At 63.0% G+C, this 11,904-nt stretch carries 9 protein-coding genes and 1 tRNA gene; 1 reads left to right on the top strand and 9 read right to left on the bottom strand.

Annotated elements, in window-relative coordinates; genetic code table 11:
- Window positions 1-479 precede the first annotated feature (479 nt).
- The 6 genes from fabZ to lysS form a co-directional block, all read right to left on the bottom strand.
- On the bottom strand, window positions 480-929 hold the full coding sequence (gene fabZ, locus NNJEOMEG_RS05740; RefSeq protein WP_173082231.1) for a 3-hydroxyacyl-ACP dehydratase FabZ: 450 nt from the start codon (window positions 927-929) through the stop codon (window positions 480-482).
- Between the two features lie 68 nt (window positions 930-997).
- Entirely contained in the window at window positions 998-1,519 is a 522-nt protein-coding gene (locus tag NNJEOMEG_RS05735; RefSeq protein ID WP_173082229.1) for an OmpH/Skp family outer membrane protein, read from the bottom strand.
- A 105-nt stretch (window positions 1,520-1,624) separates the two neighbouring features.
- Entirely contained in the window at window positions 1,625-4,297 is a 2,673-nt protein-coding gene (gene bamA / locus NNJEOMEG_RS05730; protein WP_235956848.1) for an outer membrane protein assembly factor BamA, read from the bottom strand.
- Window positions 4,269-4,976, bottom strand: a complete 708-nt coding sequence (locus tag NNJEOMEG_RS05725) for an ABC transporter ATP-binding protein (RefSeq protein ID WP_173082227.1) — start codon at window positions 4,974-4,976, stop codon at window positions 4,269-4,271. Before NNJEOMEG_RS05725 ends, bamA begins: the two co-directional genes overlap by 29 nt.
- Complete coding sequence (locus NNJEOMEG_RS05720) at window positions 4,969-6,198, bottom strand: lipoprotein-releasing ABC transporter permease subunit (protein ID WP_173082225.1); 1,230 nt, start codon at window positions 6,196-6,198, stop codon at window positions 4,969-4,971. The genes NNJEOMEG_RS05725 and NNJEOMEG_RS05720 overlap by 8 nt, the downstream gene beginning before the upstream one ends.
- Window positions 6,195-7,790 (bottom strand): lysine--tRNA ligase, encoded by a 1,596-nt coding sequence (gene lysS / locus NNJEOMEG_RS05715; protein ID WP_173082223.1) that lies wholly within the window; start codon window positions 7,788-7,790, stop codon window positions 6,195-6,197. Before lysS ends, NNJEOMEG_RS05720 begins: the two co-directional genes overlap by 4 nt.
- Window positions 7,791-8,074: 284 nt before the next feature.
- Here lysS and NNJEOMEG_RS05710 point away from each other — a divergent pair.
- A tRNA-Asn gene (locus NNJEOMEG_RS05710) sits at window positions 8,075-8,150 on the top strand.
- 821 nt (window positions 8,151-8,971) lie between these two features.
- On the opposite strand, the gene NNJEOMEG_RS20910 is transcribed toward NNJEOMEG_RS05710, so the two are convergent.
- The 3 genes from NNJEOMEG_RS20910 to NNJEOMEG_RS05695 form a co-directional block, all read right to left on the bottom strand.
- Entirely contained in the window at window positions 8,972-9,688 is a 717-nt protein-coding gene (locus NNJEOMEG_RS20910; RefSeq protein ID WP_268885677.1) for an AAA family ATPase, read from the bottom strand.
- A gap of 8 nt (window positions 9,689-9,696) precedes the next feature.
- Window positions 9,697-11,118 (bottom strand): bifunctional DNA primase/polymerase, encoded by a 1,422-nt coding sequence (locus NNJEOMEG_RS05700; RefSeq protein WP_173082219.1) that lies wholly within the window; start codon window positions 11,116-11,118, stop codon window positions 9,697-9,699.
- A 134-nt stretch (window positions 11,119-11,252) separates the two neighbouring features.
- Entirely contained in the window at window positions 11,253-11,558 is a 306-nt protein-coding gene (locus NNJEOMEG_RS05695; protein WP_173082217.1) for a hypothetical protein, read from the bottom strand.
- Window positions 11,559-11,904: the final 346 nt, after the last annotated feature.

Below are 11,904 nucleotides of genomic sequence, written 5' to 3'. Positions count from 1 at the left end.
GGGAACGCGCTCAAAGCAGCGCTTATCCCGGCGGACCGCCATCGTCGCAAGCGACGATGAACAAAAAATTATCCTTTAAAATCCAAGAATTAGATCTTGCTCGAAAATCTGGCGCGAAGCGCCACTGCCCCCCGCGAGGGGATTCGCGGCTTTGCGCGAATTCCCGCGCGAAAGGCGGCGCAGCCGCAAGGGTCCTGCCTGCCTGTCCCGGTGCTGTTCGCGGGGAGACCAGGCGGACCGATTTGAAGACGATCCACCTGATCTCCCCGCGAACAGCACCGGGACAGGCAACACCGTCCTACACGGTGAAGCCCGCGAAGCAATTGCAGGGGTCCGGGGGGAGGCTCTCCCCCCGGCGGGAGAGTGCATAGAGAGCAGAGCCCTCTTTGCCCGCCGGAGGCATATTCTCCGACCGCCCTGCCGGGGTGCGGGACGGAGCGGTCCGACGCGCGTCGCGGGCGGGTGAGCTGTTTTCGCGTTTACAGCTTGGAGCGGTCGACGAGCGCGGCGGTGAGGTCGGCTTCGCAGGCGAGTTCACCGTTCACCGTGGCGGTTCCGTGCATGCGCCAGATGCCCATTTTCTGTTTCACGTCATTGCAGGTGAGGATGAGTTGGTCACCGGGCACGACGGGGCGGCGGAATTTGGCGTTGTTGATGCCTGCGAAGAGGAAGAGCTTGTCCTCGATGTTGTCGCGGGAGCAGCCCATGAGGAGCGCGCCTGCCTGGGCCATGGCTTCCAGTTGGAGGACGCCAGGCATGACGGGCTTGTCGGGAAAGTGTCCCTGGAAGAATGGTTCGTTGAAGGTGACGTTCTTGAGCGCGGTGAGGGAGGTGTCCTTTTCGAAAGAGAGGACGCGATCCACGAGAAGGAAGGGGTAGCGGTGGGGGATGCGTTTGAGGATTTCGGTGACGGGGATGGGCAGTTCCATGGCGTCTCCTTTTGGAAGTAAAAAAGGCGGCTTCCCGTTGGGGAAGCCGCCTTTGTGAGTGTGCGGGATTATTTCGCGCGCTTGGCTGCGGCTTCGAATTCCTTGGTGATGTCGGCGGTGATGTCCGCGCCGCTGGCGGTGTAGAGGAGGGCACGGCGCTCAATGACCATGGAGTAGCCCTGCTTCTTGGAGTAGTCGGCGATGACCTGATCGAAGACCTTCATGAGGGGCTCCAGGATGCGGTTGCGTTCCTGGTCCATCATCTGGGAAGCGGAGTTCTGGTCTTCGATGAACTTGCGCATGCGGGCTTCAAGAGCGGCCTGCTCCTTCTGCTTGGCGTCGGCGGACATGACGCCGGCCTTCTTGTTGAATTCGTCCTGGGCTTTCTTGATTTCCTCGCCCTGGCGGCTCAGTTCCTTCTGCTTGGCGTCGAACTTGGCCTTGAGTTCGTTCATGGCGCGTTTGCCGGTCTCGGAATTGGCGAGCACTTCCTGGGAGTCCACGACGCCGATCTTGTCGGCGGCATGGGCCAGGAGGGGCATGGCGATGAGAGCAACGGCAAGAAGCAGGCTCTTGATGGGGTGAAGCATTGTTCCGGTTCTCCTTTGGTCTGGAAGCGCTCTGGTGTGCCGCGGGTCCGCCCTGGCCCCGCGGCGATGCTCACAAACCGTTTTGGCTCGAAAGTCAAGCGTTTCTTAGAAGGTATTCCCCATGGTGAAGCCGATCTGGAAATTCTGCTGGTTGTGCTGGATGTTGTCCAGACCGTAGCCAGCCTCGACCCGGATCAGGCCCATGGGGGAATACCAGCGCATGCCGGCGCCCACGGATTTGACGAGGGAGATGTAGAAGCCGTCGCGCTCCCGCCAGATGGAGTTGCCTGCGTCGAAGAAGCCCAGGCCGTAGACGCCGTACTGTTTGCTGATGGGGAAGATGTACTCCAGGTTGGCGAAGTAGACGGTGTCGCCGCCGATGCGTTCGTTGGTGCGGTGGTCCTTGGGGGAGATCTTGTCGGTCTCGTAGCCGCGGATGTTGCCGATGCCGCCCAGGTAGAAGCGCTCGAAGACGGGCACGTCGCCGAAGCCGTTCTGGAAGAGTCCGCCCACCTGGGTTCTGAAGTGGAAGACGGTTTCCCAGAAGAGGGGGCGGTAGTAGTTGAAGGAGTAGTAGGCCTTGACGAAGCCGCGGTCGCCGCCGAGGCCGGCGTACTCGAAGGAGATGTCGTTGATGGTGCCCTTGGTGGGCTTGGTGCGGCTGTCGGTGGTATCGCGCACCGCGCCTGTGACCACGCCGCTGGTCCAGTGGATGCCCTTGGACTCCTGGATGACGGAGGAGGCGTAGTAGTTGGTGTGGTAGACGTCGTCGCGGGTGAGGCGGTAATCCCAGCGCAGGGTGGTGAATTCGCCCACGGGGTAGGCGAAGCGGGCCACGACGCCCTGGGACTGCTTGTAGTAGTCGGAGTAGCGACGGAAGGTGCTGAAGGCGTCGGTGCCGAAGGAGAGGGGGGTGTCGTAGACCGAGGGGTTGGTGAACGACGCCGAGAAGCGGTTGGTGACGCCCGAGAACATGCCCTGGAACTGCAGGTTGTAGCCCTTGCCGAAGAGGTTGCGTTCTTCGACGGAGCCGCCCACGAAGACGGAGTCGTAGGTGGAGTAGCCGATGCCCGCGGAGACGGAGCCGGTGTTCTTGTCCTTGACCTTGACCTTGATGTCCACCTCGGCGGGGTTCTCGGTGGGCACGGTCTCGATGTCGACCTTCTCGAAGTAATCGAGCTTGTTCAGGCGTTCGTTGGAGCGCTTGAGCTTGGTGCCGGAGAAGAGGTCGCCGTCGGAGAGGCGCAGTTCGCGGCGGATGACGTTCTCGCGGGTACGGTCGTTGCCCTCGATGGTCACGCGGCGGATGTAGACCTTCTGGCCCTTGCCGAGGATGTAGGTGACGTCGACGATCTTCTGCTCGGCGTTCTTCTGCATGTCGATGTCGGCCTCGGCGAAGGCGTAGCCCATGTCGGAATAGGCCTCGTTGAGCCGGGTGATGTCGTCGCGCACCACGGAGCGGTCGAAGTAGTCCTTCTTCTTGGCCAGCTCGGGCAGCTTGGTGATTTCGCGGAGCTTCTTGTCGTCGAAGAGGAGGTCGCCCTTGAAGCCCACGTTGCCCAGCTTGTAGCGCTCGCCCTCTTCCACCTGGATGGTGAGTTCGATGCCGTCGTCCTTGATGTCCACTTGGGGCTGGCCCACGCGGGCGTCGATGTAGCCGTGGTTGGTGTAGTAGTTCTCGATGGCGGCGGAGTCGCGGTCGAGGAGTTCTTCCTTGAGCACGCCGGTCTGGAGAATCCAGGAGAGGAAGTTCTTCTCCTTGAGGGCCATCTGGTCCTTGAGGTCGGAAGGATCGACCTTCTTGGCGCCGACGATGTTGATCTTCTTGATGTAGAGCTTCTTGGATTCCTGGACCACGATGTTCAGCCGGGCCATGCGGGGGTCGGTCTGTTCGAGCTTGTACTCGACGTTGGTCTGGTAGAAGCCTTTCTTGCGGTAGAGGTCGCGGATTTTCTCGAGGTCGTCGGCGAGCACCTGCATGTTGAGCACGGAGCCGGTCTTGGTGCCCATGGCTTCCAGAATTTCGTCGCGCTTGATCTCGGAGTTTCCGGAGACGCTCACGGCCTGGATGCGGGGCTTCTCCTTCACCACGAAGACCACGCGCTTGCCGCCGCGCACGTCGTCGAGCTTGATCTGCACGTCGTCGAAGTAGCCCAGCTCGAAGAGGCGCTTGAGGTCTTCGTTGACGGTCTTGTTGTCGAAGGGCTCGCCCACCTGGGTCTTGACCTTGAGGAGGATGACGTCCTTCTCCAGGGCGTTGTTGCCTTCCACGTCGAGCTCCACCACTTTGAGGCCGGTGGGTCCGGAGACGGGGGCCAGCTTCTGGGCCAGCTCATCCACGGCGGAGGGCAGCTCGATGGCGCCCGGGCGGGTGACGTAGGCGTTTTCGGCCTTGCCGTCGGCGCTCACGGAGCGGGCGTCGATGGAGAGGGCGTCGCCCACGAGGTTGATGGTTCCGTAGATGGCGCTGACTGCCCCGGCGGAGCGGGCGGCGCGGGCGGCCTCGGCCTCGGAGGGCTGGGCCTTGGCCTTCAAAGCGGAAGCGGCCGCGGTCTGGTCCACCACGGCCACGCCCTGCTGCTTGAGGCGCTCCACCAGGAGCTTGGAGGCGCTTTTGCGCAGCGCCTCCTTGTCGCCAGGGGCGTTGACTGTAAAGGGCAGCACCACCACCTTGGCGGTCTGTGCGAAGACGTTTCCGGTAAGGCCCAGTAAGAGCAGAGCCAGGATGGATACGATGAGTCCGCAGTGCTTACGGCCGCGCAGTGAGTTCTCCGCCATGCAATTCCATCCGTCGGCCCATGAGGCGGGCCAGGTTATGGTTGTGGGTGACCACCACGAGGGTCATGCCCAGTTCCGCGTTGAGGTTCGCGAGGAGTTCGCCAACACGCTGCCCGGTGGCTTCGTCGAGGTTGCCCGTGGGCTCGTCGGCCAGGAGGGCCTTGGGCCCCATGAGAATGGCCCTGGCGATGGCCGCGCGCTGGCGCTCGCCGCCGGACAGGGTTGTTACCCTGTGATGCAGCCTTTGTTCAAGCCCTAAAAGCCCCAGCGCCCGCCTTGCCTTCTCTTGCGACTCCTCGGCCGGGAGCCCGGCGATGAGTCCGGGCATGGCCGCGTTTTCCAGTGTCGTGAATTCGGGCAACAGATGGTGGAACTGGAACACGAAACCGATGTCGAAGTTGCGCAGTTTGGCCGCCGCCCAGGGGCGCAGGGTGGAAAGGTCCTGCCCGTCGAAGCGCACGTTGCCCCGGGAGGGCGTGTCCAACGCGCCCAGCAGGTGCAGGAGCGTGGACTTGCCCGACCCCGAGGAGCCCAGGATGGCCAGCGACTCGCCTTGGGCGATGTCCAGGTCCAGCGCGTCCAGCACGGTCACCGCGCCGCCGGGGCCTTCGTAGTCCTTGCCGACGCCCCTGAGCGCATAGAGGGGCTCCGGGGCCGGACGGTTACGGGGCTCATTCATGGCGCAGGGCCTCCACGGGCTTGAGCTTCGCGGCGCGGCTGGCCGGATAGAGCGTGGAGAGGAAGCACAAGCCGAAGGCCGTGGCGGCGATGAGCACGATGTCGTGCCAGTTGAGCAGAACCGGCAGCGTGTCCATGGGATACACGTCGGGCGGCAGCTTGATGAACTGGAAGCGCTTGAGCGCCAGGGCCGTGCAGATGCCCAGGACCAGGCCCAGCGCCGTGCCCACGGCCCCGATGATGGAGCCCTGCAGGAGGAAGATGCGCCGGATGGAATCCGCCGTGGCCCCCATGGACATGAGGATGGCTATGTCGCGCGTCTTCTCCATCACCAGAAGCACCAGCGACGTGATGATGGAGAACGATCCCACCAGCACGATCATGAGCAGCACCACGAAGAGCCCCAGCTGTTCCAGCTTCAGGGCGGCGAAGATGTTGCCGTTCATGTCGATCCAGGTGCGCGCGTAGACGGGCATCCCGCCCAGGCGCTCCACGATGCGCTCGGCCACGCGGGGGGCTGCGTCGGGGTCCTTGAGGCGCACGTCCAGGTACATGGCCGCGTCGGGCTTGAAGCCCAGCATCTCCTGGGCCGCGGACAGGGAGACGAAGGCGGAGGACGAATCGTACTCGTACATGTGGGTCTTGAACACGCCCACCACCTGGAGCACCTTCACCTTGGGGGTGAAGCCCACGGCCGAGCCGCGCAGGCTGGGCGTGAGCACGTTCACCGTGGAGCCGAGGCTCACGCCCAGGCGCGAGGCCAGCTCCGAGCCCAGCACGATGCCCGGCGCGCCGTCGGCGCGCTCCAGGTCTTCCAGGCGCCCATCCACCATGTCCTTGTGCACGGTGAGCACGCCGCTGGCGGTGGAGAGGTCGATGCCGCGCAGGATCACGCCCTTGGGCGTGCCCTGCTTGGCGAGCATCACTTCTGAATAGATGATGGGCGTGACGGCCGTGACGCCCTCCACGGCCGCCACCTTCTCCATCTGCGCGGGATAATTGCGCACGGCCGAGCCCGCCACGCCCACGATCACGTGGGAGGAGAGCCCCAGGAGCTTGTCGCGGAATTCCGTGGAAAAGCCGCTCATGACCGCCATGGTCACGATGAGCGCCGCCACCCCCAGACCCACGCCCAGCACCGAGAAGAGGGAGATCACCGAGATGAAGGAGTTCTCCCGCTTGGTGAGCAGGTAGCGCCTTGCTATGGTGAGCTCGAACCTCATTCGCCGGGCACCCCCTCGGGTCGCAGGAGCGGGAAAAGGATCACTTCGCGGATGGAGGCCGAGTCCGTGAGCAGCATCACCAGCCGGTCGATGCCGATGCCCTGGCCGGCGGCCGGGGGCATGCCGTATTCCAGGGCGCGCACGTAGTCCTCGTCCATGAAGTGGGCCTCGTCGTCGCCGGCGGCCTTTTCTGCCACCTGCTCCTCGAAGCGCAGGCGCTGGTCCACGGGGTCGTTGAGCTCCGAGAAGGCGTTGGCCATCTCGCGCCCGGCGATGAAGAGCTCGAAGCGGTCGGTGACCTCGGGATTGGCCTCGTTGCGCCGCGACAGGGGCGAGATGTCCGTGGGGTAGCCGTAGATGAAGTGCGGCTGGATCAGCTTGGGCTCCACGAAGAGGTCGAAGAGCTTGGCCTGGAGCTTGCCCAGCTTCTCGCCCTTGAGCACCTTCTCGCCGTGCTTGAGCACGTGGGCCTTGCAGGCCTCGTAGTCGCGGTAGATCTCGGGGGCCACGCCGCCGATGGATTCCAGCGAGTCGTAGAAGTCCACGCGCTTCCACGCGCCCACGGAGAGGTCGATCTCCTGGCCCTGGTAGGTGACCTTGGCCGTGCCGCACACGGCCTCGGCCAGGCGGGCGAAGAGACGCTCCGTCAGGTCCATGAGGTCGTCGAACCGGGCGTAGGCCCAGTAGAACTCGCACATGGTGAACTCGGGGTTGTGCTGGGTGGAGATGCCCTCGTTGCGGAAGTTGCGGCCCACCTCGTAGACCTTCTCGAAGCCGCCCACCAGGAGCCGCTTGAGGTAGAGCTCGGGCGCGATGCGCATGTAGAGCTGGAGGTCCAGGGCGTTGTGGTGGGTGAGAAACGGCTTGGCCGTGGCGCCGCCCGGGATGGCCTGCATCATGGGCGTTTCCACTTCCACGAAGCCGCGCTCGTCCAGAAACCGGCGCAGCTCGGAGACGATGCGCGTGCGGGTGCGGAAGATCTCGGCGGTGCGCGGGGTGACGATCAGGTCCACGTAGCGCTGGCGGTAGCGGATCTCCACGTCCTTGAGGCCGTGGTACTTCTCGGGCAGCGGGCGCATGGATTTGGTGAGCAATCTGGCCTGGACGCAGCCCACCGTGAGCTCACCGGTCTTGGTGCGGAAGAGCCTGCCCTCCACGCCCACGATGTCGCCGATGTCGAATTTCTTGAAGACGGCGTAGACCTCTTCGCCCATGTCCTCGCGGGCGGCGTAGCATTGGATGCGGCCGGTGGAGTCCTGGATGTGGAAGAAGGCCACCTTGCCGAAGGAGCGCAGGGCCACGATGCGCCCGGCCAGGCGCACGGGGCCTTCCAGGGCGGCCAGGGCCTCCTCGTCGAGGGTTTCGTTGGCCTGGGCGGTGTCGCCGATGCCGTGGGTCTTGACGAAATCGTTGGGATACAGCGGGACGTTTCCGTCGAGGAGCTGGCAGGCCTTGGCCACGCGGTTCTTGAGCACCTCGTTGAGTTCGTCGCGGCTGGCCAGTGCTTCCAGCAGGGGATGGAATCGCTCCACGTGGGCGGACTTCACGGGAAGTTTGAAGTCGCGGCGGCGGGGCTTGTCTTGGGATGCCAAATGCTCACTCCGTGATCTGGTCTGATCGGTAGAATGGAATCGGCCTGACCTATGCCAATTGCCGGGGAGCGTCAAGAAACGCGGCGCGGAGAGCCCGCCGGCGCTTCCCGGGAGCCGCGCGGGCTTGTGGGAGGCCTTCCCGGGCGCCGCGAAGCCGACGCGAGGCGAACCCTGCCCGGAGGAATCAAGCGCAAGGCAGGGGGCCGCACGGGGGCCTCGAAAAAAATGGTTGACGCGGGGGGCCTCATTTCATAAATGGACCTTCCGCCGCGAGGCGGCAGCGTTCCTCGGTAGCTCAATCGGCAGAGCGGGTGGCTGTTAACCACTAGGTTGGGTGTTCGAGTCACCCCCGAGGAGCCACGCAACACAAGGGTTCCGGTCCAAAAGGCCGGAACCCTTTTGCTTTGGGGGGGCGGTTTTGTCCCCCACCTGTCCCCCAAACGAGGAGGGACCTGGACGAACCCTGTCGCTTCCAATGCTATTGCCGCCCTCCCTCTTCCAGGACCCACACCTTCTTGTGCCGCCGACTCTGTCGCCGGACCTCAATCCCCCTAGAGGCCAACATGCTCACGCCCCACACCACCAAGACCGTCAAGGCGGTGGACCTCCCCGCTGTCCAGGTCATGGAGGCCCGGTGCAAGACGCTCGCGCACAAGGTCACAGCGGCGTGGCACCAGCGCACGGCAGGCTCCGCAACTCTTGCCTGCGTCACCCGGCCGACGTAGCGGCCTACCTGATGCCGGGAACTGGACGACAACGGGCGGCGGGAAGTGCCGGAACACAGGCTGAGGGTGATCGACTTCGGCGTCGCGGCGTTGATCTCATCGTAACTCCATCGGGACACATCGACACGACTTATGGGTGCCATCGAAAATCGCAGGGTATCTGGAGACTCGAAGCATTCCGTGACCAGCATACCGGGTGTGCGCCGATACCATTGAGCCCCTGCAGGCTGTTGGGGAACTCTAGCGAGGGGAAGAACACACCGGACGGTGTTCTTCCCTCTCTTATAGAGAGCAATCCTGTCCGCTGTCCGATGAAGGCTTGGCGCGGCTTCCAGGGGCGGACGATCTTCTGTCCTCCAAAAAGGTTGTCCGGCGAGCAATATCCTTGAATGACAAGATGTTACTCACCGGACCCCCTCATTTTCCCTGTCTGTCCGCTGTGTCTGGTCCGACGATCTATCCGGCGGGGGCACGCGGCGCATCCGGGGCGGTGGCCAGATACGTCACATTCCTGTGATTCCCGGGATTGTAGCGCACCACCTCGAACAGCCGCTCTTCCCTAATGGCCACAGCAATGGCCTGTCGCACATTCACCTTGGTGGCCCCCTTCAGCCCCTCACGTTTCCAGCGGGCAGGTTCTATGTCCCCGATGCCTTTGAGCGTCAACGGCTTCTCCCCCTCCTCCTCCCGGCTCTTCACCAGGGCATAGGCCTTTTCCTTCAGCACGCGTTCGAGGTCCAGATCCTGCAAGCGCCGGTTCTTGACCGGCAGGAGTATCCCCCCTGCCCCACGGCGCAGGAAGAACTTGCTTTCTGGTGGGCCATAGTTCTTTTTGCTCACCTGGGCGGCGAGGTAGACACCGTTCTTCGCGTCGGGATCATCAATCTCTTCCTTCGCCGCCTTGGCGGGCATGGCGACTATGTTAGATTGCCACCTGGCCGCCCCCGTCAACCCTGACGCACCCCGCATGGCCTCCTGGCTCAAAGCCGCTTCCAGATTGAATCCCCGGGGAGTTTGCCCGACCCCCTTGGCCACATGGTGACAGCAGACCACGGCCGCACCAGTTTCCTTGGCGAGTTTCTCCAGAAGCTGACAGAACGCTGTAGCCAGAGTGTTGTCGTTTTCGTTGCCACCGAAAAAGCGTGAGAGAGGGTCCAGTACGATCAGAGACAAGTCCTGAATCACCTTGAGCTTGGCGAGAAGATCCAGTACGTCTTCGTGGCCCGAGGGCTCCCACCGGAAGCGTCAATGAACCTCAGGTCCTCTCCCGCAGCGGGGACAAGAATGAGGTTGTGCTCCAAATCCTCTTTTGCAGATTCTGGCATCCGATCCCAGCTATGCTCCTCCAAGGCCGCGCAGGAAAGCGACTTGACGCGCCGCACCAGAATGCGTTCGTCCTCCTCGGCGAAGAGCGCCAAGACTTTCCCCTTGCCGCTCGGCAAGAGGTTGTCGCCGAAGAAGGGATGCCCGGTAGCAACCGCGGCGGCAAGCTGAAGCAGAAACGTAGACTTGCCAACACCGGGGGCGCCACACACAAAACCGACCGTACCTGACAGGAGTGACTGGTTCAGAACCCACGTGAGCGGGGCAGGTGTGGTCGCAAGGAGAGAACCCGCTTCGAACCTGCTCAGATCCAAGGTCGCGATGAATGATCCTTCCTTCTCCAGGGACGATGGTGCCCCAGCCCCAGCCGCAGCCTTCACAAGCTCTTCGGCGCGGTGCGACTGCCGTGCCTGACGGGGGGACCGTTCACCTGCCGCTAGACCACTCTGCAGCGTACGGAGCGCCTCGTCGGGGGGGAGCCCTGCCTGAAGAGCGGCGTCAAGGAGGGCGTCCGCAGCCTTCTGACGATCCACCTCGCCTCCGCCCACCAGTTGTCCCAGGGCATAGGCGCTTTGGTTCAACGTGTCATTGCGGCTTCCCTCTGGCGTGGCAGCCACCTTGGCGCACTCGTCAGCCAACGCACGGTTGCCGTAGACCGACACGCCCCCAAGGCTCAGCGGTTGCGGCAGGAAGACGCCTTTGCCGCCATTCCTGTTAGGGTCAAGCAGGTTCAGCAGCCATTCCGGGGCCTGCTCAACGGGCCTCTGCCCCTCGAGCCACTGGTAACCCCCGCCAGAGGGATGACTCGAGGGAGGCAGGATGACGTAGCCCCCGTTCCCACGGATATCGAGGCCTTCCCCGAGCTTACCGGCCGAGTTCCTCACGTCGCCTTCGGCGGGCATCCGGAAGAACAGTTGACGTCCACCACCGCCAGTCCTCTGCTCCAGAGTGGCAGGCAACTTACCGTACCGGGATTCAAGCTCTGCCAGCGCCGCTGGCCCGTCCGGCTGATCCACGTCCAGGACGAAGGCATCGAGGCCTTCGCCTGTGGGGCATCCGATGGACGCGTCCGGCCATTTTTTCCACCAGGCCTTCACGCGCTCTACATCCGCCGTTGCCGCGTGGAACTCGCCTTTGATACGGGGACGCTTGTCCGTGCCGCAGGGAAAGACTGGGATGCCGTTTTCGGCATACCACTGGGCAGCCTCGGCCTTGGAGGCCGATTGTTTCAACGCTGTCAGGGAGTCGAGCACTGTGGAGGAGGGAATGGTAGCTAACATGCGATGTCCTTTGAGGATTTGGGCTCGCATTGATTGCGATCCCGGAGGGGTTCAAACTTCTCGGCGTTACTCGCCGGAAGGATTCTGCAATGTGGAATGATCGGGCCGAAGAGACCTCACGAGCAGGTCCTTGATCAAACGCTTTTACCGGGAGTCCGGCAGAGGTTTCCTTTCGGATGCATGGCCTGACGCGTATTGAGCCACCCCACAAGTTCCTCCCGGGTATAGGCGACCCGGCCGAACTGGAGCACATGGGGCGGCCCCTCGCCTTGGCTGTCCAGGTTCTGGATGTATCCTCGCGAGAAGGGGAAGCCGTAGTTTTGGACGTACTCCTTCCAGCGATGCCGCCAGAAGATTCCGACCGAGGGTGGCAGGAGCTTGTCCCAATCGACAGGGGTGGCATGTTGAGAAGAGATCGTAGACATTGCCGAGTGTTCCATGGAATCTCCAAGCTGCAAGGTTATGGTGAAACACGCTGCCATGAGGTGAGTACCCGCAACCACCTGGGTAGGCCTCAGCACGGAGGTGATGGCATTGCCCACGTGCGAGCGCATTCAACCACATGAGGAACGCCATTTTTAGCCAAACGTGTCATGTCATGAGTGATTATTTCAGATCGCCAAAGACTGAGGCTCGAAACCGGAGGGGCACTGAGTTGCAAGGCTTCCCGGCCCTGGACAATCCGAGGGCCACGGGAACAATCCCCTTACAAGCGTTGATTTCCCATCGTATTTTTTCTTGGAATCTGGCAAAATTCTTGTCCATCACGATAAATACAATCGAAAT

Source organism: Fundidesulfovibrio magnetotacticus (assembly GCF_013019105.1).
In the GTDB taxonomy this organism is placed as follows: Bacteria; Desulfobacterota; Desulfovibrionia; order Desulfovibrionales; family Desulfovibrionaceae; genus Fundidesulfovibrio; species Fundidesulfovibrio magnetotacticus.
Note: the sequence above shows the minus strand (reverse complement) of the source record. Positions and strands in the feature narration are given on the sequence as shown.

Excerpts from the sequence above, each read along its gene's own strand:
- fabZ (WP_173082231.1), bottom strand. The coding sequence starts at position 929 with ATGGAACTGCCCATCCCCGTCACCGAAATCCTCAAACGCATCCCCCAC.
- NNJEOMEG_RS05735 (WP_173082229.1), bottom strand. The coding sequence starts at position 1,519 with ATGCTTCACCCCATCAAGAGCCTGCTTCTTGCCGTTGCTCTCATCGCC.
- bamA (WP_235956848.1), bottom strand. The coding sequence starts at position 4,297 with ATGGCGGAGAACTCACTGCGCGGCCGTAAGCACTGCGGACTCATCGTA.
- NNJEOMEG_RS05725 (WP_173082227.1), bottom strand. The coding sequence starts at position 4,976 with ATGAATGAGCCCCGTAACCGTCCGGCCCCGGAGCCCCTCTATGCGCTC.
- NNJEOMEG_RS05720 (WP_173082225.1), bottom strand. The coding sequence starts at position 6,198 with ATGAGGTTCGAGCTCACCATAGCAAGGCGCTACCTGCTCACCAAGCGG.
- NNJEOMEG_RS05700 (WP_173082219.1), bottom strand. The coding sequence starts at position 11,118 with ATGTTAGCTACCATTCCCTCCTCCACAGTGCTCGACTCCCTGACAGCG.
- NNJEOMEG_RS05695 (WP_173082217.1), bottom strand. The coding sequence starts at position 11,558 with ATGGAACACTCGGCAATGTCTACGATCTCTTCTCAACATGCCACCCCT.